Annotated in this window: 15 protein-coding genes, 2 tRNA genes and 3 pseudogenes; 7 read left to right on the top strand and 13 right to left on the bottom strand. The window is 65.2% G+C overall.

The window, feature by feature from the left end; all coding sequences use genetic code 11:
• The first annotated feature begins 610 nt into the window (after positions 1–610).
• Positions 611–826 (top strand): hypothetical protein, encoded by a 216-nt coding sequence (locus tag QLQ12_RS45465; protein ID WP_282767307.1) that lies wholly within the window; start codon positions 611–613, stop codon positions 824–826.
• A gap of 499 nt (positions 827–1,325) precedes the next feature.
• On the opposite strand, the gene QLQ12_RS45460 is transcribed toward QLQ12_RS45465, so the two are convergent.
• From QLQ12_RS45460 to QLQ12_RS45435, 6 genes are all read right to left on the bottom strand, one after another.
• Positions 1,326–2,120, bottom strand: a complete 795-nt coding sequence (locus tag QLQ12_RS45460) for a carbon-nitrogen hydrolase family protein (RefSeq protein WP_282767306.1) — start codon at positions 2,118–2,120, stop codon at positions 1,326–1,328.
• Positions 2,121–2,244: 124 nt separating this feature from the next.
• A complete protein-coding gene (gene clpX / locus QLQ12_RS45455; RefSeq protein ID WP_282767305.1) occupies positions 2,245–3,537 on the bottom strand; it encodes an ATP-dependent Clp protease ATP-binding subunit ClpX in 1,293 nt (430 codons plus the stop codon).
• Between the two features lie 215 nt (positions 3,538–3,752).
• Positions 3,753–4,409 carry an ATP-dependent Clp protease proteolytic subunit gene (locus QLQ12_RS45450; RefSeq protein WP_282767304.1) on the bottom strand — a complete coding sequence of 219 codons (657 nt, stop codon included), beginning with the start codon at positions 4,407–4,409 and terminating at the stop codon, positions 3,753–3,755.
• Positions 4,410–4,420: 11 nt separating this feature from the next.
• A complete protein-coding gene (locus QLQ12_RS45445) occupies positions 4,421–5,056 on the bottom strand; it encodes an ATP-dependent Clp protease proteolytic subunit (protein WP_282767303.1) in 636 nt (211 codons plus the stop codon).
• Between the two features lie 205 nt (positions 5,057–5,261).
• A complete protein-coding gene (tig, locus tag QLQ12_RS45440; RefSeq protein WP_282767302.1) occupies positions 5,262–6,608 on the bottom strand; it encodes a trigger factor in 1,347 nt (448 codons plus the stop codon).
• A 36-nt stretch (positions 6,609–6,644) separates the two neighbouring features.
• Positions 6,645–6,718, bottom strand: a tRNA-Pro gene (locus QLQ12_RS45435).
• 130 nt (positions 6,719–6,848) lie between these two features.
• Between QLQ12_RS45435 and QLQ12_RS45430 the strand changes: the two genes are divergently transcribed.
• Positions 6,849–6,919, top strand: a tRNA-Gly gene (locus tag QLQ12_RS45430).
• A 357-nt stretch (positions 6,920–7,276) separates the two neighbouring features.
• On the top strand, positions 7,277–7,624 hold the full coding sequence (locus QLQ12_RS45425) for a hypothetical protein (RefSeq protein ID WP_282767301.1): 348 nt from the start codon (positions 7,277–7,279) through the stop codon (positions 7,622–7,624).
• A gap of 303 nt (positions 7,625–7,927) precedes the next feature.
• Here the strand turns inward: QLQ12_RS45425 and QLQ12_RS45420 are convergent, their stop codons facing one another.
• Both QLQ12_RS45420 and QLQ12_RS45415 read right to left on the bottom strand, forming a co-directional pair.
• Entirely contained in the window at positions 7,928–8,209 is a 282-nt protein-coding gene (locus tag QLQ12_RS45420) for a hypothetical protein (RefSeq protein WP_282767300.1), read from the bottom strand.
• A 1-nt stretch (position 8,210) separates the two neighbouring features.
• Positions 8,211–8,744 carry a hypothetical protein gene (locus tag QLQ12_RS45415; protein ID WP_282767299.1) on the bottom strand — a complete coding sequence of 178 codons (534 nt, stop codon included), beginning with the start codon at positions 8,742–8,744 and terminating at the stop codon, positions 8,211–8,213.
• Positions 8,745–8,938: 194 nt separating this feature from the next.
• Here QLQ12_RS45415 and QLQ12_RS45410 point away from each other — a divergent pair, with 194 nt between their 5' ends.
• Positions 8,939–9,670, top strand: a complete 732-nt coding sequence (locus QLQ12_RS45410; RefSeq protein WP_282767298.1) for a helix-turn-helix domain-containing protein — start codon at positions 8,939–8,941, stop codon at positions 9,668–9,670.
• A 13-nt stretch (positions 9,671–9,683) separates the two neighbouring features.
• Positions 9,684–10,160: pseudogene (locus tag QLQ12_RS45405) on the top strand (transposase); the annotation flags it as partial.
• A 197-nt stretch (positions 10,161–10,357) separates the two neighbouring features.
• Here QLQ12_RS45405 and QLQ12_RS45400 read toward each other — a convergent pair.
• From QLQ12_RS45400 to QLQ12_RS45390, 3 genes and pseudogenes are all read right to left on the bottom strand, one after another.
• Positions 10,358–11,069 (bottom strand): annotated as a pseudogene (locus QLQ12_RS45400) (IS256 family transposase); the annotation flags it as partial.
• Positions 11,070–11,094: 25 nt separating this feature from the next.
• Complete coding sequence (locus QLQ12_RS45395; RefSeq protein ID WP_282767296.1) at positions 11,095–12,717, bottom strand: ISL3 family transposase; 1,623 nt, start codon at positions 12,715–12,717, stop codon at positions 11,095–11,097.
• Positions 12,718–12,737: 20 nt separating this feature from the next.
• Positions 12,738–13,241: pseudogene (locus QLQ12_RS45390) on the bottom strand (transposase); the annotation flags it as partial.
• Positions 13,242–13,455: 214 nt separating this feature from the next.
• On the opposite strand from QLQ12_RS45390, the gene QLQ12_RS45385 reads away from it, so the two are divergent.
• Positions 13,456–13,608 (top strand): hypothetical protein, encoded by a 153-nt coding sequence (locus tag QLQ12_RS45385; RefSeq protein WP_282767295.1) that lies wholly within the window; start codon positions 13,456–13,458, stop codon positions 13,606–13,608.
• Positions 13,609–14,041: 433 nt separating this feature from the next.
• Here QLQ12_RS45385 and QLQ12_RS45380 read toward each other — a convergent pair whose 3' ends face one another.
• Positions 14,042–14,356 (bottom strand): immunity 53 family protein, encoded by a 315-nt coding sequence (locus QLQ12_RS45380; RefSeq protein WP_282767294.1) that lies wholly within the window; start codon positions 14,354–14,356, stop codon positions 14,042–14,044.
• Positions 14,331–20,651, bottom strand: coding sequence for a polymorphic toxin-type HINT domain-containing protein (locus tag QLQ12_RS45370; RefSeq protein WP_407651713.1), 6,321 nt, complete (start codon positions 20,649–20,651; stop codon positions 14,331–14,333). The genes QLQ12_RS45380 and QLQ12_RS45370 overlap by 26 nt, the downstream gene beginning before the upstream one ends.
• A 10-nt stretch (positions 20,652–20,661) precedes the next feature.
• On the opposite strand from QLQ12_RS45370, the gene QLQ12_RS47305 reads away from it, so the two are divergent.
• On the top strand, positions 20,662–20,883 hold the full coding sequence (locus QLQ12_RS47305; RefSeq protein WP_407651712.1) for a hypothetical protein: 222 nt from the start codon (positions 20,662–20,664) through the stop codon (positions 20,881–20,883).
• Positions 20,884–21,370 lie beyond the last annotated feature (487 nt).

The following is a 21,370-nucleotide window of genomic DNA, read 5'->3' as shown; positions in this document are numbered from 1 at the left end:
AAAAATGTTGCCAAAGGAATCCCTAACCTGCCCACAGTATTACTACCGTTAAGACAAGCCGGGGTATTGCCATAATTGGCACTGGCTTATCAAGCACCCTGTTGAGTTCTCAAAGAACAACCGCACATCGAAGATGAGCCTGTTAAGGCCCGCCGTCGAGGCAACCGCTCAATAGTACCCGGTCGTTTTCGCCGCCCAGGACCGGGGTCCTGTCGGCAACGCCCAAGTGTTTCCCCGCGATGCGGGAAGTAGCTCTAGCAGACCGGCCTTCGATCACCTTTGAGGTTAACTCAGTAGCGATCTCTCAGCCCGGCTCCCTGCCGGCTTCGTTACTCTACCCGGTCGGCTTCGCGGCCGCAAATCCGTCTGGGTTGTTCAAACCCTCGTGGATCTCCTACCCGCACCACCCGGTGTCGAACTCGAGCATAACTCGCTCTCGACTGCCTCCGGGCCACCTTCCAGATTGTCACTTTCGTGGCGCTCCGTACCGGTTTCCCGCTTGCAGAGAGAAAGTTACGCGACGGGGGCCGGAGACTGCAAATCGATGTCCTTGCCCGTCCAGGGCGGCGAGGCGGCACAAGACGCAGCCAACCCATGACAGAGTGGCTTCATGGCCACTCCCCCAACGCTGGCGGCCGATGCGGTTCTAGGCCTGCTCGTCCCGCTGTGGCAGTGGGCGATCGGCCTACTTGTGCTGGTCACGGTCGTGCTGTCAGCGCGCAAGCTGCTGATGCGCGGTCCGTCGCGCATGGGCGGGGCCCTTCTGCTCGTCGGTGGCGCGGTGGTCGCGCTGACTGCTCTGAGCTACCTCCTCGACAGTTTGTGACGCCGGATACAACTCGCGCCCTAGCCGGTTCGCGGTCCTACTTCCCAGCTCACAGTCCCCGGGCGGTGGCACTCGGAAGCCGTGCCGGCCTCGATCACCATGGCGTTCCCGCCGGCCCGCACACGGATGTCCCGAAATCCCCGCGCAGGGCTGTCCAGTCCTGACAGCCGCGCCGCCGACCCCGTGTTCCGCGGTCTCGTCAGGCCCGTGTCGCACGCGGGCGGGCTTTCCGGGCAGGGCCCAGCATGGCTCCCGTCCGAGCCCTGACGCGGTCCAGGACTTCGTACTGCGGATCAGGTGGTACGCGACGTTTGAATGTCTGCACGGTCTGACAGGCGGTGCGGAAGCGGGATCGCTGGCGCACCTGCTGGCTCCGGGATGTCTCGGCAGTTCCGGAGAAGCCCGTTGCGGATGTCAGCTCAGGCCGGCATGAGCCGCTGCGGAGACATGCAGGCGCGTCAGACAGTCTCGGCTCGGCACGAGCCGACTTCAGGTGGCTTCAAAGCCGGCGGTTGGCGAGGCTCGGCACCTCGGTCCGGATTTTTTCGAGACGGTCCAGGTCCAGATCGGCGACGGTCACGCCGACGGTGTCCGGCGCCTGGGCGATCACGGTCCCCCACGGGTCGATGATCATGCTGCGGCCGAAGCAGGTCCGGTCCGGATCATGGTCGCCGATCTGTCCCGCCGCGAGCACGTAGCACTGGTTCTCGATCGCGCGGGCCCGCAGCAGCACCTCCCAGTGATCCCGGCCGGTGTGCAGCATGAACGCGGCCGGCACCACGAGCACCTTCGCGCCGGCGATGGCGAGACGCCGGTACAGCTCGGGGAAGCGCAGGTCGTAGCAGATGCTGAGGCCGGTGGGCACCCCGTCGACCTCGGCGACGACGGTGTTCTCCCCGGGGGCCACGGTGCGGGACTCCTGGTAGGAGACCCTGCCGGCGATCTCTACGTCGTACAGATGGATCTTGCGGTAGGTCGCCGCCCGCTCGCCGTCGGGGGCGAAGATCAGCGACGTGTTGTACGTCCGGTCGGCGTCCGGGCCGGTCTCGTGAAACGAGCCGGCATGCACCCAGATGCCGAGCTCGCGCGCGGCGGTCGCGAAGAACTCGGCGAACTCCCCGTCGACCGGCTCGGGCTTCGGGGCCTCGGCGGAGCGCCCGAGGAAGTCGACATATTCCGGGAGGACCGCGAACGTCGCGCCGGCGGCGGCAGCGCGCCCAAGCAGTTCACGAGCAACGACGAGATTGTGGGCACGGTCTTCCCGTGAGTTCAGCTGGCAGACGGCGACGCGCATGAATTCGAGGGTACGACCCGCGAGCGCCCCGTGACCCTCCCGCGCCGCGTCACACAGCCCGGGAAACGCAGAACCGCCGCTGCCCGTGACGGGCAGCGGCGGTGACGAACGGGAAGCCGGACGGTCAGGCCGACTTCTCCTCACGGTCGGGACGGCGACGCCGGCCGACGAACTCACGCGGGACGATCGTCGGGATCACGTTCTCGACGACGACCTCACGTGTGATCAGGACGCGAGCGGCATCAGGGTTGCTGGGAACCTCGAACATCACGTTCTGGAGGACTTCCTCCATGATCGCGCGGAGGCCCCGGGCGCCGGTGCCGCGGAGCATGGCCTGGTCAGCGATCGCCTCCAGCGCACCCTCGTCGAACTCCAGCTCGACACCATCGAGCTCGAAGAGACGCTGGTACTGCTTCACGTAGGCGTTCCGCGGCTCGGTGAGGATCTTGATGAGAGCCTCACGGTCGAGGTTGCGAACCGTCGTGATGACCGGGAGACGGCCGATAAACTCAGGGATCAGGCCGAACTTGAGCATGTCCTCCGGCATCACTCTGCTGAAGATGTCGTCGGTGTTCCGCTCGGAGACCGACCGGAGGCGGGCGCCGAACCCCACACCACTCTGCCCGACCCGCTGCTCGATGATCCGGTCCAGACCGGCGAAGGCGCCGCCCACGATGAACAACACGTTCGTCGTGTCGATCTGTATAAACTCCTGGTGCGGGTGCTTGCGGCCGCCCTGGGGCGGAACGTTCGCCACCGTACCCTCGAGGATCTTGAGCAGTGCCTGCTGCACGCCCTCACCGGAGACGTCACGGGTGATCGACGGGTTCTCGCTCTTGCGGGCGATCTTGTCGACCTCGTCGATGTAGATGATGCCCTGCTCGGCGCGTTTGACGTCGTAGTCAGCCGCCTGGATCAGCTTGAGCAGGATGTTCTCGACGTCCTCGCCGACATAGCCGGCCTCGGTGAGCGCCGTGGCGTCCGCGATGGCGAACGGCACGTTGAGCATCCGGGCCAGAGTCTGCGCCAGGTGCGTCTTACCGCACCCGGTGGGGCCGATGAGCATGATGTTGGACTTGGCCACCTCGACATCGCTGCCCCCGCCGGGGGCGCCGTTCGACTCGGCCTGGATCCGCTTGTAGTGGTTGTAGACCGCGACAGATAGTGCCTTCTTCGCCTGCTCCTGACCAACAACGTAGGTGTCCAGGAATTGGCAGATCTCCATCGGCTTGGGAAGCTCTTCCCACTTCACCTCGCCGGTCTCAGCCAGCTCTTCTTCGATGATCTCGTTGCAGAGGTCGATGCACTCGTCGCAGATGTAGACCCCAGGGCCTGCGATGAGCTTCTTGACCTGCTTCTGCGACTTCCCACAGAAGGAGCATTTGAGTAGGTCGCCACCGTCGCCGATCCGTGCCACCTACGTTCTCCCTGCGTTCATTGGCCGGCCGTCGACCGGTCCTTGTCCGAGGACTGATTGCCTCGTTGCCATCTATCGTCCGCCGAACCGCGTACCTGAGGCTGCAGACCTGACGTTACCCGCAATGGGGCTGTTCTCCGACCCCCCAAAACGGGCGTGTCAGGGGTCGGCCAGTCTACGCTTGCCGGCCGGCCCCTGACTCCGCGCGGTCAGGCTCAGACGCCGGACGTCTGCAGGCTCTTCTTACGGGTCGCCAGGACGACGTCGACCAGGCCGTACTCCTTGGCCTCGTCGGCCGTCATGATCTTGTCACGGTCGATGTCCTTGCGGACCTGCTCGATCGGCCGGGTGGAGTGATGTGAAATCAGCTCCTCCAGCTGGGTCCGCATCCGCATGATCTCGCGCGCCTGGATCTCGATGTCCGACCCCTGGCCGTAACCACCCTCGGTGGCCGGCTGGTGGATGATGATCCGCGAGTGCGGAAGCGCCATCCGCTTGCCCGGGGTGCCACCGGCGAGCAGGACCGCCGCGGCGCTGGCCGCCTGGCCCAGGCAGACCGTGCTGATGTCGGGACGCACGTACTGCATGGTGTCGTAGATGGCGGTCATCGCGGTGAACGAGCCACCGGGCGAGTTGATGTACATCAGGATGTCGCGGTCCGGGTCGGTGCTCTCCAGCGTCAGCAGCTGGGCCATCACGTCGTTGGCCGACGCGTCGTCCACCTGGACGCCGAGGAAGATGATCCGGTCCTCGAACATCTTGTTGTAGGGGTTGGACTCCTTGATGCCCCACGAGGTGCGCTCGGAGAACGAGGGCAGCACATAGCGGTTGTGCACCGGAGCGAACCCGGGAGGCATGGAAAGGTTGGTCATGGTTCAGCTCCTCAGTTCAGCGTTCCGGCACCGTCGGGAACCTGCGTGGCCCCGGTGATCACCTTGTCGATGAAGCCATAGTCCTTAGCCTCGTCGGCCGTGAACCAGCGGTCCCGGTCGAAGTCAGCCGCGATCTGCTCCTGCGTCTGGCCCGTGTGGTGGGCGATCCGCTCCTGGAACATGCGCTTCGTGTAAAGCATCTGCTCGGCCTGGATGGCGATGTCGGCGGCGGTACCACCCATGCCGCCGGACGGCTGGTGCATCATGATGCGCGCGTGCGGCAGGGCGTAGCGCTTGCCCGGGGTGCCGGCGCAGAGCAGGAACTGCCCCATCGAGGCTGCCATGCCCATCGCGACCGTGGACACGTCGTTGTCGATGAACTGCATCGTGTCGTAGATCGCCATACCGGAGTAGACAGAACCACCCGGCGAGTTGATCCAGAGGTGGATGTCGAGCTCGGGGTCCTCGGCGGAAAGCAGCAGCAGCTGCGCGCAGATGCGGTTGGCGACCGCATCGGACACTTCGCTGCCGAGGAAGATGATGCGCTCACGCAGCAGGCGGTTGAAGACCGAGTCATCAAGGTTGCCACTGAGGGTGTCACCGCCGCGCCGCAGGGCAGGGCCGGCGGGGATGTGGAGATCGGTCATGGCAGCCCTTCACAGCTTGCTGTGTCGGCCGAGAAACCGGCCGGCAGGTTGTCCGTCGTACGACCAACCTAACTGGTCGGATGCGCATCAGCTTCCCGCTCGGGCAGGTGTTCGCTGAGAGCGCATAGGCGTAGCCGTACCCCGGAAAACACGGCGGCCACCGCGCACCGTTAGCGGTGCGCGGTGGCCGGCCAGGCAGCTCAGATCAGTGATTGTGCCCGGCGTGCTCGTCTTCCTCGGTGCGCAGGTCGTCCAGGGAGAGTGTGTTGCCCTCGCTGTCCTTCATCGTGACCTGCTCCATCACGGAGGCGAGCGCCTTGCCCCGGCGCACGTCGCCGAAGACGGCGGCCGCGGCGCCCGAGCGGACGAGCTGGTCGTAGTACTGCTGGGGCTGCATCTGGGCGCGCTGCGCCCGGTGCACGATCTCGTGGCCGAACTCGTCGTCGGTGACCTGGACGTCCTCGGCGTCGGCGATGGTGTCGAGCAGCAGCTGGATCCGGACGCCCTCCTGAGCGGCCTCGGTCAGCTCCTGGTCGATCTGCTCCTCGGTCTTCTCCTCCGAGGCCAGGTAGTCGGCCAGGGAAGCGCCGATCCGCTCCAGCTGGTCGGTCATCGCCTGCTTGCGGCCCTCGACCTCGTCCTTGACGACGCCTTCCGGAGCCGGGATCGCCGCAGCCTCGACGAGTTGCTTGAGCGCCTCGTCCCGCGCCGCGTAGATCTGCTCGACCTTCTTCACCTTGGTGAGCCGGGTGCGCAGGTCGTCACGGAGCTCTTCGAGGGTGTCGAACTCGCTCGCCAGCTGGGCGAACTCCTCGTCGACCTCGGGGAGCTGCTTGTCCTTGACGGTGCGCACGACGACCTTCACCTCAGCGTCGCGGCCGGCGAAGTCGCCGCCGACGAGCTGGGTGGTGAAGGTGGCCTCCTCGCCGGCGGACAGGCCGACGAGCACCTCGTCGAGGCCGGGAAGCAGCTGCTTGCTGCCGACCTCGTGGGAGATGTTGGTGGCCGAGCCGCCCGGAACGTCCTCGCCGTCGACGGTCGCGTTCAGGTCGAGCTGAACGTAGTCGCCCTCCGCAGCCGCGCGCTCCACGGTCTTCAGGGTGGCGAAGCGCTCACGCAGGCCGTTGATCTGCTCGTCGATCTCGCTGTCGCCGATCTCGACGGCCGGAACCTCCACAGAGATGCCGGCGAGGTCGGGGATGGTGATCTCCGGGCGGACGTCGACCTCGGCCGTGAACTTCAGCGGCGCGTTGTCGGCGAACTCGGTGATCTCCACCTCGGGGCGGCCGAGGGTCTTGACCTCGTGCTCCTGGACGGCGGCGAGGATCTGCTGCGGGATCGCCTCCTGGACCGCCTCGTTGAGCACCGCGCCGCGGCCGACCCGCTGGTCGATCACCGCCGCCGGAACCTTGCCCTTGCGGAAGCCCGGCACCTGGACCTGCGCGCCGATCTCCCGGTACGCCTTCTGCAGGCTCGGCTTGAGCTCCTCGAACGGCACCTCGATGGCGAGCTTCACCCGAGTCGGGCTCAGAGTCTCGACGGTGCTCTTCACAGGCGTACTCCTTGTTGCTGCGGATGTTGGTATCAGTCGGGGTGGCGGGATTTGAACCCACGGCCCCTCGCTCCCAAAGCGAGTGCGCTACCAAGCTGCGCCACACCCCGTGGCGTCGGCCAGTGTATGCGGTCGACTTGCCCGCGTGTGCGCTGGAGTCACCTGCAGGGGAATCCGGTTCGCGCAGACGGGAGATGATTCAGTAGGATGTGCACGAGCCCCGAGGTGATCGGGGGTCATGCGGGCGTAGCTCAATGGTAGAGCCTCAGTCTTCCAAACTGATTACGCGAGTTCGATTCTCGTCGCCCGCTCAAGTTTGCGCTGCTCAGCGCCTTATTACATCGTTCACTGTCGATTAAGCAAGATCTTTTGGTAGGGATCTTGGCAGGATCTGGGACTCCACCATCACGGGAGGCTTGGACCGCGCCGCCGACGCGGCCAAGCACCGTCACCCACATCACACCTGGTCAGACCAGATTTCCATCGACCGCGACGCACTGACGTCGCCGCCGCACTGGCGTGTCGTCAGGGTGGGAAACTGATGACACCTGTTTTGATGACTTGTCGCTAGATTTCCGCACGTCAACACCACTGCGTCGCTGCTCCAGTGGTGGAGACGGTGTGACGATGCGCTTCCGTCGCAGGCCGGCCGAAGCTGGATGCTCCGGATGACTGCGCCTGCCGCGAAGTTCGAACACACGACGATCCGCGTGCCGGCTCCGGATGAGTGCACCGACGAGGCGCCGCACCGACCGGAGAAAAGTTCCGCAACGATGTCTCCGATGCGCCCACTTGTCGCCGTAGGGCACGGCCATGCCGCCGCAGCCGCCCCGCCCGGCCGACGCCTGCGTAATGTCAACAGCGGCACCGTGGACTTCTTCGTCGCGACGTTCGAAGACGGCGGGCTTGACCTGTCCATCCCGCGGGAGTGGAGCCGCCCGCCCCTGGGTATCGACGAAACGACGGCGGGCGTGTGGTGGCCGTCGGCTGAGCACCTCCGTAGTCTCAACCCATAACCGACAGGCGGCGGGAGCACTTCAGCGGCGACGTCGACCGGACCGCGCACCATTGAGATCAAGCCGGTCGGCTGCGCAGCGCTATTTGCTCCAGCAGAGCGCCTTCGAATCAAGCTCCTGGAGTCGCTTGACTCGAAGGTAAGCATCTTCGTACGGCGGTCCGCCGGGTCGAGGCCAACGCTGGGCAGGCTGGCGGTGAGTAAGTCGACGATCTAGGGATGCCTACTCGCGATGAGTCCGAGAGCTGATATTCGCCACCTCAGCACCCCGAAACGCTGATACGGGCCTCGTCCCAGGTGAAGGTCAGCGTTTGAGTTGGTCGGCGACAGTGCGACAGGCCTCTACGGGACACCATCGCAGATTTCCGGCGTGGTTCTCGTCGTGATCCCGCTCCACCTGCGCGACCAGGAGCGCCAACTTGCGTTCAGCCCTGTACTTCTCGTTGAGGAGTTCGTGCCACGCCGTGTCGTTGTCGATGTCGCTGTAAGCCATTCCCTCCGCCTCTTCGGGATGGTCCCGCTTCACCGCCGCACATACGGCCGGGCGGCCTTGCCGTTCGAGCTGCATGACATTGCGCGTCGTCACTTCAGGCCGCGCGATCGAGCGGGAGGTCGGCACTGCTTACTGCGTCGTCCCACGTTCCTCCCGGCGAGCACCGCAGCAGATGCAGCGGGCGAAGCGCCGATTGAGGCACGAAATATGCGGGTGGCCGGCCACCGTAGTCGTGGAGCCAGCACGCCCGCTTTGCTTGCTGACCCCAGGCATACCCATGAATCCGGAAGCGAGGCGCCCGCCCGGTGACGAGGATGAACACGTCTCCGTCGCGATCGCAGGGTCGCACGATGAGGTCGCTGTTGTGCCGGGACCGGGTGCGGACCTGGAGAGCGCCGACGTCACCGCCTTGCTTGAACGTGTTCACCGGCATGCCCCAGTAGCGGTCCAGTGTCTTCGCTACGGCCATCTCGCCGGCGGCACCCTCGATGTTGAGCGTCCAGCCGTTCTCCGAATCCGCTCCGAATCGATCTTTCACCCCGAGCCGCGTGGACTCGATCTGACGCCACGCGCCGAGCATGGCTGCATGCTGCATCTCCACAATCGTCAAGGTGACTTCTACGGTCACGAAGCTGCGCCTCCCGTGGCGACGAGTTCAGGAAACTGCGAGGTCCGGCTCAGGACCGGCGAGCGACTGCACGGATCGGAAGGGAACCGGAACCTTGACTCCCTTCTGGAGTGGGCGGCCACTCCGAAGTAGTGTAGCCTCTGCTTTGGAGTGGCTGCCAACTCCGTTTTGGAGTTTTAGAGAGGTGACCGAAAATGCCGATCTGGGATGAGAGCCGAGTGGCGGAACACTTCGCCATCAACCTGCGACGTGCGCGGGAGGCGCGCGGTCTGTCACAGGCTGAACTGGCCGAAAAAGTCAAGGAATTCGGGCAGTCCTACACCCAGGCGACGATCTGGAAGCTCGAGCAGGGCCACCGCGAACCGAAGATCAGTGAACTCCCAGCCATCGGACAGGCGCTCGGCCTGATGCGCTGGACTGACTTGACCAACAAGCCGCAGGCTTTCGAGCTCGAACTGACCGTCGAGCAAACCCGCCGGCGCGTGTACCACCTCGCCGAACAAACCCGCGCCGCCGCCGGCAGCCTCCTCGCGGCACTGACCGATCTGGCGTTCGTTGTCCGCCAGGCCCAGGACGCCGGGATGTCGGAGCGGTGGGCGGAGTTCAGCGCGAGGGGCTGGCTGGAGCTCAGCCCCGAGGCGACGGTGCTGCGCGAGGCCCTGGCCGCCCGAGTCGCCTGGGAATCTGAGGACGAGGAGGCCGAACGTCGGATGGCCAAGGAGGAGCAGCTGCAGCAGCAGCTCCTACGCGCCCTGGAGAACTCCGGTCTGCCGCTGGTCATCAACCCGGCAGAGATCGAATTCGATGGCCCCGATGCGGACGGTCCGGAGGTGGCCGGCTCTCCACCCGCCGAACCAGCGGAGGATGAAGGAGCGACCACACCGAGGCCTGCGTCGCCCAGTGAGCAGGAGATGGACGAACGCTGACGGCACAGAGGACCGCCGCGGTACTGATCCCGAATGGCGGATGCGTAACCGGCTGACTCGTTTGGCGGCCCGGATGAGCGGAAAGCACGTCGATCGACTGGCCGACACCCTCGAAGCGCTACCAACCAGGATCGGCACTCCGATCCTGACCGCGTGGAACGCGAAGGAGGACCTGCTCGACCTACTCGCGACCGCCCGCACCCGCCCCAACCGCGAACTCGTCCACCGGCTGCTGCGCCGCTTCTACACCCGCTGCGCCGATTCCGACCTACCCGAACTCCACCGGCTCGCCACCACGATCGAGACCTGGTGGCCGCAAATCCTCGCGTTCCTGACCACCGGCATCACTAACGCCGGCTCCGAAGGCACCGGGCGCCTTATCAAAACCGTCGCCCGCGACGCCTACGGCTTCCGCAACCCCGAAAACCAGCGACTACGCACCCGCACCACGACCACCCGACGCCACCGCGGACACCTCAATCCCGCTTAATTTCGAAGAGCCCCCATACCGCCGCACACGTGCCCACTCGCCCGCCAGCATGCATACCACCGTATGACCGTCACCCAACTTAGAGATGATCATCAATACAATAGAACGCTGAACCACGGCAATCACCGCCCAAATCGGGTTCCCGGCACTGGGCGGGTCTGTCAATTTAAAGGCTGATCTGTGGTTATTTGTGGTGGTCAGTGGTTGGCAGGGTCGAGGCGGCCTTCGAAGGCGATCTGGAAGGCGTTCAGCGGTGCCTTCCAGCGCATCGTCCAGCGGCGGCGGCCGGCGCCGGTCGGGTCAAGGCTCATCAGCGCCATGTAGACGCATTTCAGGGCGGCGGTCTCGTTCGGGAAATGGCCGCGGGCCCGGACGGCCTTGCGGATGCGAGCGTTGACGCTCTCGATGGCGTTCGTGGAGCAGATGACCTTGCGGATCTCCACGTCGAAGGCGAGGAACGGCACGAACTCGGTCCAGGCGTCCGACCACAGCTTCACGATCGCCGGGTATTTCTTGCCCCAGAGCTCGGCGAACTCCATGAACCGTTCGGTCGCGGCGTCTTCGGTCGCCGCGGTGTAGACCGGTTTCAAGGCTCGGGCGATCTTCTCGTAGTCCTGCCGGGCCGCGTATTTGAAGGAATTGCGCAGCAGGTGGACCACACAGGTCTGCACGATGGTCTTGGACCAGACGGTCGTGACCGCGTCGGGCAGGCCCTTGAGCCCGTCGCAGACCAGCATCAGCACGTCCTGCACCCCGCGGTTGCGCAGTTCCGTCAGTACGTGCAGCCAGTACTTTGCCCCCCTCGCCGCCGTCGCCGGCCCAGATCCCGAGGATGTCGCGGTGCCCGTCTGCGGTGACCGCGAGGGCGACGTAGATCGGCCGGTTCGCGACGTGACCGTCTCTGATCTTGGTTCTGTCGCCGGTTGTGTGAAGTTCAGTGCGCGAGCAGGACGCGTTTGCGTAGCAGTTCGAGGCCGGCACGGCCGAACATCTGCCGCTTGATCATCTTGAGGCGGTTGATGCTGCCTTCGACCGGGCCTGAGCTGTGCGGCAGGGTCAAGCCGTTGCGGATGGCATCGAGGTCCCGCCGCAGATTGCGGGCGAAGCCGGCCAGGGGTGTGAGGGTGTCGCCTTCGACCGTGGTGATCCATTCGTCGAGGCGGTCGCCGTGTCGGCCGGTCAGCATGACTGCGAAGGACCGCACGTGTTTGACGAGCCGGTTGATGTCACGGTCACGGCTGCGAAGCTCGCGCAGCTTGGCCGCGTCGCGTGGATCAAGACGATCGGGGTGAGTCATGATCCACGAGGTGACCTGGCGAACCGACGGCGGTCTTGGGCCGGGGTGTGGGGCGTGTCCGAGACCTTTGCGGAAGCGGCGCAGGTAACGCTGGACCGCGAGTTCGCCGCCTGGATAGCCCTGCTCTTTGATCTCGCGGAACAATTGGGTGGCGTTACGTTCTCCCTCGTTCCAGCGCTGGTGCAAGTAGGCGACGTAGTCGTCGACCACGTGTGCGCGTTGCTCGGACACCGCGGTCAACTCCGCAGCGGTGGCAGCGCTGAGGTATTTGCGGACGGTGGCGTGGTGCAGGCCGAGTTTGCGGCCGATCGCCGACTTGGTCCACCCTTGAGCGGCCAGTTCGTGGACAGCGGCGTGGTGCTCACGAAGACGAGTAACGATCTTGAGTTCGGGCAGCTTGCGCACCTGAACAGGCATGGTGTCGTCTGCCGGCGGTGGAGCCGGCGCGGCAAGCCGCGAACGATGCGCGTTGACAGTTTTCTCGACCGCCTGGCCCAGGTTCTGCCAGAGGTGAAACCGGTCCGCGACCTGCACCGCTTCCGGCGCACCCAGGCGGGCGCCTTCGCCATAACCGCCGGCACGGTCCCGGCAGGTCACCTCGATCTCGGGATGCTGCCGCAACCAGTCAGCGAGGCTGTCACCATCGCGGCCGTCGAACATATCGACCGGCCGGTGACTGGCCATGTCGATCAACACCGTGCCGTAGTGACGCCCTCGCCGGAACGCGAAATCATCCACGCCGAGCATCGTGATCGACGTCCGCGGCGGATCCGGCAAAGCTTTGACCAGGCGCAACAACGTGTCACGGCCTGCAGCAGACCCAATCATCACGGCCAGCCGAGAGCCGGCCCGACCGGCCAACGCGAGACCGATCTGCGTCAGCTGAACCTTCAAGCCACCCGTAAACCGCGCATGCGGCGTGGTCAGTCCTCCGATCTGTTCAGCGAACGTCCTCGCCGAGCAGCCGATGTTGTCGCAGCGAAACCGCCGGATCTGCACCTGCAGCACCAGCGCCATCCCCGCCACGGCAACGTCACGCAGTCGCCGCTGATACCGCCCATGAACCCGACTCGACGGCTGCCGGCACCGGCCGCACCGTGCGGTCGCCGCCCTGACCTGGCCAAACAAAACCAGCACGCCGTCACGCTGCTCAACAGCCTCGATCAACAGATCCGACAGATGCGGCAGTAACCGCTCAACAAACGAACACGCCGGACATGATCGACGAAAGCGCCGCGCCGGTGACGGACCCGTCCACATCACAAGATCGGCGACAGAACCCTGATCTTGACGTTGATGGCATCGACGAATAAAACCGGGTAAACCCGGTCCAGAGGACGGTTCTGCCACTCGGCCATCCCGTCCGTGACCTTGTCGGTGATCGTGGAGATCGTCTGCTTCGACACCTCCGTGCCATACACCTCGGCCAGGTGAGCGGCGATCTCCCCATGTGTCAGCCCTTTAGCCGACAACGACAGCACCAACTCGTCGACACCGGTCAGCCGACGCTGCCGCTTACGCACGATCTGCGGCTCGAACGAACCCGCCACGTCACGGGGCACCCGGACCTCGACCGGACCGACATCGGTGATCACCGTCTTGGACCGGTGACCGTTACGAGTGTTCTCCCGCCTGTTCGTCGCCTTGCCATGCTTGTCGAACCCGACATGATCGGTGATCTCGCCCTCGAGCGCGGACTCCAGCACCCGCTTGGTGAGCTGCTGCAACAGCCCACCCTCACCGGTCAGCTTCAGGTCGTTGCCACGAGCCCGGTCGACCAGCATCGCGACGAGCTGGTCATCCGAGATCTCCGTCGATGTGACTCCGGCCGGTTCCCGGTCAGGGTGTTCGGTTGTCATCTGAGCGTCTCCCTAAATATCGAGATCCGCCGATAAATTTACAGTCCCCTTCCACGCCGCACGCACCGCCGACGACCGCAACGCCGCCCTCAATGACCTACTCCGGCACGCCGACGCCCACGGCCAGCTCATCGACGACGTGATCAAGTACCACGCCGACCACGGCAACTACGCCAAGCAGCCCGCGCACCTCATCCGCGACGACGTCCCGAGCGCCACAGCAGACGAGGCGACCGCCGAACCTCCGCAGACGGGCAAGAAGACCCGCCGCCCCCGCAAGCCGACGACCTGACCACGGGGCGGCGCTGGTCCAAAACTGCTTCACGTAATCAAGAAGGCGGCCCGGCCAAAGCCGGGCCCCGCGCACGCGCTACAGGCCTACGGCCCCGCGCGCACGACCGCCAACGCCAAGCCTCCAGCCATAGACAAGAGTGACGGTAAAGTGCCGCCGCGCGACGAGAGAGCTGCGCGTGTGGCGCCTTACAGTACTGGCGTACACCATGACGCACCGCTCACCCCCAACTCGCGCCAAACCTCAGCTCATCGATAATCTTAGATTAGTAGACCTCGTTGACGGCAGCCGTGACGGCAACGCAAGCCGACAACTGCGCACCCCAACACACGACGGCGGACGAGTCACTACAAAGCGTGACCCGCCCGCCGCCCGTGATAAGCCTTGAGGATCAGACCGCCGAGCCATCCGACCTTCATACGCACCGATGCAGCTAGTGGGATTCCACAAGAATCCTGAACTCTTCAACCACTTCTTGAAGCGAAAGCGGATCACAGCTTGCTTCGAATGAGATGCCTGTGGACTCGAAAGTAATCCACTTTCCATTGCCAATTTCTCGTCTGCTCATTTTTAGGATCCTCCCCTCGGCAGAGGTCCCCACCAGGTCAATGCTGATACTCCAGCCGGGATTATCCAGAGTTTCAATTCGGATCCCAAACTCGTGTTCCCATTCGCCGTCACACTGGGCGGCGTACCAGTTCACAAGATAGCCAAAATCGCCGTCAGCAACTCGGTCGCGCAACACCACTCCCCGGAATTTCCCATGGCTGAGCCGGACGTGCGTCGCCCCCATTGGGCAAATTGATATGCGGTGTAGGAACTTTAGTTCCGTCCCTATTGGTATGCGCCGGACCCTGCAAATCGAATCGCTCCACCATCTCCCAGGGCGCTGGATTACGAGGGTTCGTTTGCGGAATCCAAGTCGCCCATTTCTTGATCTGCCCGGTTCCCCTGTCGCGGAGGAACGTGGTATGCGGGCCTTCCGCATTGTAGTCAGGCCGTAGCTTGTCCCCACCAGCGTTGTGCACAAGCACCGGCGTGTTTCCGGCGAGCACATAGTACGTGTGGATGTTGTCGACGGTGAGGTTGTAGACGGTGGTCTGCGGGTCGGTCCAGCGTTCGATGGCGGTGATCTGGACGCGTGTGCCGGCGCTGGTCTGTAGCCACTGGTCGGTCTGCAGGTCGGTGGCGTCTACCCAGTCGCTGAGTTCGGGGACCCAGAAGGGGTGTTCGTCGGTTGCGGTGATCTCGGCTGTGCCGGACTTGGTGTCGCCGGGGGTCTCGACGGTTATCTTCACCAGGTGTTTGACGCCGCTGCCGACGATGAGCGCGGTGACTTGCTCCGCTCGGGTTTCACCGGATACCGGGTCTGTGGCGAGGACTACGTCGCCAACGACGACGTCCTCGATGGCCTTGGTAAGGCCGCCCGCGAGCAGCACCAACGTGCCTGCCGTGAAACTGTTCAGGCAGCTTTCGCCAGCTCTGGCGGCCCTGCTTCCTATACTCGATTTGCTGGCCGCTGTGGTGGCTTTGCTGGCTGCGCCGGCGCCTTTTGAGCCTACGACAACTTCGCCGACCATGACGACTCCGCGGCCGACGGCTTCGTCTTGTTGGCCGCTGTCCCAGTCATCGAGGACTGGGCCGACCAGGCCTTCCCATACGCCGTTGACGGTGGCCCCGGGGTCGTGTATAGCGTTGAGCAGCAGGGGACCGCCCGGTTGTATACACATCGGCTGGTAGTAGGTCGTGACGCAGTCGTACATGCCTTCGGCGATGTTGAGCGGCGTCTTGGCGATGTCGACGAGCTGCTCGCCTACGCCCTTAAAGAAGCCGGTGACATCGTTTCCGCCGTCTCCAGCCGACTCGCCGTTGCCGCCGCCGTTGCTGCCACCGCTGTTGCCGCCACCGTTGCCACCGCTGTTGCCGCCACCGCTGTTACCGCTGTTACCGCCACCGCTGTTACCGCTGTTACCGCCACCGTTGCCACCGCTGTTACCGCCGGTCGCGGGTGTAGAGGTGGTTACGCCATTGGGATGAGCTGGGTAGTCTCCGCAGGGTGTGTCGTGCCCAACTCCGCAGGCTGCTCGGAGTCCGGTGGGGTCGCTCTTGGTGATGGGGCTGTTGTTGGCGTAGTTGTAGCCGTTCCATTGTTGCGGGTCGGTCAGGTCCATCAATGGGTCAACGGAGATGAAGCGGCCGAGTGCGGTGTCGTAGCGGCGGGCACCGATGTTGATCAGTCCGGTGGGATCGATATCGCCGCCCACGAAACTCTTCTTGTTCACCCACATCGGGTTGGTTCCGCGTTCGCCGCCGTAGGGGGTCTGGCGGCGGGTGGTGACGGCTTGGGTGCCAGCGTTGATGCTGATCTGCTGGGTTCCCTGGTGATCACTGAAGAGCCAGGTCAGATCGGTGATAGCTGACGATGCCGTGCGGGAGGCAAAGGTGGTGCCGGCGAAGCTGTAGTAGCGGGTGCCGGTGTTGGTGGTGCCTTCGCGGCGGATCTCTTGGCCGGGTAGGTAGAGGGTGGTGCCGGTGGCGTCGCGGCGGATGAGTCGTCCGCCGTCGGCGTCGTAGACGCTGGCCTCGACGGTGTTTGCGGCGACGGTGACCGTTGCCAGTTTCCCCTCGGGGTTCCAGTCGAGGGTTTGGCTGTTGGTGTTGGTGTCGCAGTCGTTGTTGGTGCTGCCTGCGGTGGGGCGGCAGGTCATGTTGCCGTTAGCGTCGTAGCGGTACTGGGTGGTGGTGGGCGGCTGGCTGCCGGCGGTGGTGGTCATGCTGGTGACCGCATGCGGGCGGATGACGTTCGGCCCGCCGTTGGGCATGGTGTAGTCACGGACGGTGTTGCCGGCTGCGGCGTGGGTGGTTTCGGTTTTGCGGGAGCCGGTGTTGGTGAAGGTCCAGTCCTGCCAGTAGGCGGCTGGTCCGGCGAGGTCGCCCAGGGTGGGGTCGGTGGTGCAGGGCAGCTCGGGCTTCGGGGTCCAGGCGGTGGCCAGGCGGCCGAGGGTGTCGGTGCGGAAGCATTGCTTCTCGCCGGCGCCGACGGCGGGTTTCTCCTCGATGGAGAGGATGTTGCCGGCTTCGTCGTAGTCGTAGTTGCGGTCGGAGACCGTTCCCGCGACCGTCTGGCGTTCGACGACGGTGCGGCTGATCCGCCGGGTGCCTTCGTCGCGGTAGATCGTGTCCTGGGCGAATTGACCACCGGGCATCTGGTAGTTGGAGCCGGTGCGTTCGCCGTAGGCGGTGAAGTTGGTGGTGGCCATGGTGCCGTCCGAGCCGGTCAGGCTGGTGGCGAGGCGGGCAGGCATGCCGGTGGCGGGGTTGTAGTGGGTGGTCAGTTGCTCGGTGACGAGACCGCCACCGGCCGGGTAGGAGAGCGTCGTGGGTTCGCCGGTGGCTCCGGCGTAGCCGTAGCCGACGATGTAGGTGCCGTCCAGGCCGGTCTCGGCGGTGGGGATGACGTAGTTGACGCCGGTGGGCTGGTAGCGGCCATTGAAGCTGCGGACCTGCCATTTGTAGGCGTTGGCGGAACCGGCCGGTTCGTAGCGGATGCTCTGGGTGAGCTGTCCACGAGCAACGCTGATGCCATCTGACAAGGCGTCATATTTCCAGGCGGTGCGCAGTGGCCCGGTGGCCGAGTCGTCGCGAACCGCAAGTTTGCGGCCGAGGTCGTCGTAGACGTACCAGAGTTTCTCGCCGCGGGCATCGGTAGTACTTTCCAGCTCGTCGTAGTCGGTGTACGTGCGGCTGGTGTTGCCCTTGTCGGGATCGGTGCTGTGGACGAGCCGGCCCTTGAGGTCGTAGGTGTTGGTCCACTCGTTCTTGTCGCTGTCGGTGACCTTGGTCTGCTGGCCCTTGCGGTTGAACGTGTAGGTCGTCTCGGTGTAGGCGCCGTTGACCCCGGCAGGGGTCGTGTGTTGCCGCAGGGCGGTCACCCGGCCATCGATGTCGGTCAGGGTGGTGGTCGGGGTACTGCCTCGGGGCGGGGTGACCTTGGTCAAATCACCCTCGTAGGCGGTGGTGGTGCGCCACTTCTCGACGAGGTTGTCGATGTTGTTGCCGCTGAGGAAGATCGAGGTAGTGGGTCGGGAGGCGCGGTCGAAGACGGTCTTGGTGACTGTCGGCACGGACCATTCCGGTTCCCACCAGAGCACTCCGGATGGGGCACCGTGTTCGGCGTGGGCGCCGTAGGTGGTGGCGGCCCGGCCGAATTCGTCGTAGATGGTGTCGGTGACGACTCGGTGGCCGCTGCCGCCCTTGGACAGGGTCTGGGTCTGTCGTGGTCGTAGCAGGGCGTCTGTGATCTGGTAGGAGGTGATGTAGTTGGCGGCGGCGTTCAGCGTCTGTGACCGGACGTAGGGGTAGGCGTCGCGGTTGGCCGCGAACTTGTACTCGTACTGCGCCGACGGCTTGGTGGTGTTGGCGGCGCGGGTCCAGCCCAATTCCCACACCCGCGCTACGCGGCCGAACGCGTCGTAGTCGACGTCGGCGGTGATCTGGCCGTTCGGGTCGGTCTGTTTCGTGACCGAACCCCAGTACGGGTTGGTGTCGACGGTCGAGCGCCAGCCGAGCGAGTTCTTGGTGACGACCTTGGTCACCGGCCCGCCCACCGCGGGCGTGTAGGTGCTCTCGCTGACCTTGTTCTTGATGTCGGTGGTGGTCTTCGCCCGGCCCACGGAGTCGTAGGTGGCCTCGGAGACCGTCTGCCAAACCGTGCCGGTCCCCGGGGTCCAGTCCCTGAGTTGCTCGACCTTGGTCGCCGAACCGTAGGCCGGAGCCGTGGTGAGGCTGGTCGCGCCGTCGAAATAGGTCCGGCTGTCGGCGATGACGTCGTCGCTGCTGGCCGGTGCCGTGCCGCAGGTCAGGGCGGTGCTCAAGGTCCGGCTGACCGTGCCGGTCAGGTTCTTGGCGGTGTTGCGGTTATAGGTGTAGGAGACACACTTCTCGTCGCCGGTCTTACTGATGTCGCCGTCGTTCTGCGACCAGTTGACGGTTCCGTAGGTGTGGTCGAAGTCGCTGCGGCTGCTGGTGGTACGCCAGCCACGGCTGCCGTCCACGCCCAGCGCGGTTGCCGCATAGGTGGTCTGCGTGTTGACATAGCGGGCTTCGACGGTATCGCCGTTGATGGTGCGGCTGGCTGTGGGGTTGGAGCGCCACGGAACATTGACGGTCTTCGACACCGGCTTGGAGACGACGCCGTTGAAGGTGGCCTGTTCGCGGATTTTGCCGGCGAACTGGTCGTGGTCGTAGACCGTCTCGGAGCCGATCGAGGCGGGAACGGTGACAGGCCGGGTTCCGCCGGAAGGTGCCGCCCGGTCGCCGTGCATGCCGCGCAGGAACTTGGTGACGGTCAGTGTGCGGGTGTCGGCCTCGTCACCGACGCTGGTGCGGACCTCGGCGTAGCCGCGCCATTGGTCCCAGGTCTTGCGGTTGGCTTGGACCAGACCGTCGTCGTCGGCGTAGTGCCAAGCCGGAGCGCCGACGTACTCATAGTGGGTGTGCTTGGACGGCGCCGGATGATCATTCGATATCTGGAGGTCGTCTTCGGCGACGTGGGTGACGAGGTATTTGTGCCACCATTCCTCGACCATGAGGTCGCCGCCGGGGTCGGCGTTGCTCGGGACCTTCACCGGATAGCAGCGGCGGGTGTTGGTGTGTGCCTTCAGCGAGCCGATGATCGCCTCGGTGCAGTCCGGTTCGGTGTAGTCGACCTTGATCCGGGCGCCGGTCTCGGTGACGATGCTGGAGATCCGCAGCCAGTTGTTGGTCGAGGTGTTCTCGGTCAGCACCCGGTTGGGCATCGACTTCGCTTCGAAGGTCACCGGCGGCAGGTTCACCTGCCCACCGACCAGACCGGCATGGTCGATCTTCTCAAGCCAGAGGCCGGTGTGGGTGGTGTCGGCGGTGGCCGAGAACGTGTGGGTGAGTGTCCACGAGTCCACGTCCTGCCACTTCGGCGTCGCGACGGTGGTGTCCCACACCCGGGTCGTGACCGTCTTGAGCCGCTTGGTGGTCCAGAACGTCGGCGAGAACTGTTTCGGGCACGACGTCGCGGAGGCTTTGCAGTCCTGGTCCCAGGGAGTGTCTTTCCAGTTCGCGGTCGTCGGGGACGCCTCGGTGCCGCAGTTGGTGAAACACCGGCCGTCGGTCGTGAACTCGATTTGGGCGTGCGGGTTGGTGTTGCGTTCGGTGACACCGTGGACGGCCTGGGTCCGGTCGTAGGTGCCGTAGTCGATCCGGGTCAGGTAGCCGGCCCTGTCGTAGGCGGCGGTGGCGGAGTCGGTGGCGTTCTGCGCGTACTTGTTAGTCTCCTTGCCGTACCAGTACGACATGGTGTTACCGCGCACGTCGACGACATAGTCCAGGTTCCAGCGGTAGGCCTGCACACAGTCGGAAGCCATGAAGCCGCTCTGGTGGCAAGGCTCGCCGGAGTGGTTGCCGAAGACCGGAACGTTCAGCGTCGAGTTCGTGGGATCGGTTTCGCCGGGCAGGTCGTCGAGGCCGAAGTAGTACTGGGTGCCGTCAGCGGTGGTGATCCGCCAGTGTTCTCCCACGCCGTCCTTGGCCGCGTCACCGGTGTCGCCGTTACCGGCACCGGTCAGCTTCTCGATCTTGGAGCCGTCCTCCGTGCGGCTGTGCCAACCCTTACCCGCCTGATAGACCAGCTCGCGGCTAGAACCGCCAAGACTCATCGTGGCGTTGTCGGATCGCCAGCACAGGTCGCCGACAAACTTGGTGCTGTTGGCGCCGTCCTTGGAATCCTGCGCGCACGGCACATAGCGGCGCTCAATGAAGCCGGGCGTGTAGTCGAAGCCCTCACCGACCCAGGACGGCTGGTTGTTGGTCACCTTCGAACGGCCGTCCACCGCCGCCGAGGAATAAGCCAACGAGATGTCAGGAGAAAGCCCGATCGCCGGCGGTACCCGCATCGGATAGTTCCAGGTGAACTCACCGGAGTTGCCGCCCGCCGACCACGTCGAGGACGGCGCGAGGCTGGTGGCGGTGAAGTCGCCGCTGTCACCGGACGGCGCGGCCGCCAGCGCCACGAAGGAACCGGTGGCCGCGGCCGCAGTGGTCCTGGCCGCGGCGGTGGTGTTGACGGCGCCGGTGGCGCCCGAGTCGACGGCTACCGTCGCCGACACCGTGCCCGCGGACTTGTCGACGGTCGAGGGCAGTGCCACCGAGCGGCAGTCTGCCGCCGCGGGGGTGTCGAGTGCGCAGCGCGGCACCTGCCACAGCTTCAGACGCGACGCCCAGTCCGCGCCGTATGCCTTCTGAAACTGTCGGTAGTCGACCGAGAGCCGGGTCTTTCCCGTGCCGGCGCCCTGTGGTGCGGTCATCCGTAGCACCATGCCGTCGCGCCAGGCCGCGGGGACGGTGGCACGGTCGACCACCTGCACGTCAAGGCGAGACAACCGCGAGCCGCCGCCGTCGGGGGCATCGGCCACCCAGACGGGCAGGTTGCCTACCTTGACCTTGCGGTCGGCGGTCGCCGCACGGGCACTAGCGGCCGTAGCGGCCGGCAGGTCGACCCGGGCCGTCGTCGGCTGCGGCCACACCGGTGCGGGCGCCGGCGTGTCACGGACCTGTTGTTGGGTCCAGGCTCGCCCTTTGACGGGGCCGCCGTCGTTGTCGAGTTTCTCGACCGGCGGCGGCGACGGCTCTCGCGACGGCGTGGTCGGGGCCCCCGCGAAGGCGGGAACAGCCAAACCTGATATGACCATGACATTAGCGAGCGAACCGACGAACAGCCGATTCCAGCGGC

The sequence above is a fragment of the Actinoplanes sandaracinus genome (assembly GCF_030009775.1).
In the GTDB taxonomy this organism is placed as follows: domain Bacteria; phylum Actinomycetota; class Actinomycetes; order Mycobacteriales; family Micromonosporaceae; genus Actinoplanes; species Actinoplanes sandaracinus.
The sequence above is the reverse complement of the archived record's forward strand: the minus strand, read 5'-3'. Positions and strand labels throughout refer to the sequence as shown.

What these genes read in the sequence shown, in the direction of transcription:
- QLQ12_RS45395 (WP_282767296.1), bottom strand. Translation starts at nt 12,717, where the DNA reads ATGTGGACGGGTCCGTCACCGGCGCGGCGCTTTCGTCGATCATGTCCG.
- QLQ12_RS45445 (WP_282767303.1), bottom strand. Translation starts at nt 5,056, where the DNA reads ATGACCGATCTCCACATCCCCGCCGGCCCTGCCCTGCGGCGCGGCGGT.
- QLQ12_RS45460 (WP_282767306.1), bottom strand. Translation starts at nt 2,120, where the DNA reads ATGCGCGTCGCCGTCTGCCAGCTGAACTCACGGGAAGACCGTGCCCAC.
- QLQ12_RS45450 (WP_282767304.1), bottom strand. Translation starts at nt 4,409, where the DNA reads ATGACCAACCTTTCCATGCCTCCCGGGTTCGCTCCGGTGCACAACCGC.
- QLQ12_RS45425 (WP_282767301.1), top strand. Translation starts at nt 7,277, where the DNA reads ATGACTGCGCCTGCCGCGAAGTTCGAACACACGACGATCCGCGTGCCG.
- QLQ12_RS45465 (WP_282767307.1), top strand. Translation starts at nt 611, where the DNA reads ATGGCCACTCCCCCAACGCTGGCGGCCGATGCGGTTCTAGGCCTGCTC.
- QLQ12_RS45410 (WP_282767298.1), top strand. Translation starts at nt 8,939, where the DNA reads ATGCCGATCTGGGATGAGAGCCGAGTGGCGGAACACTTCGCCATCAAC.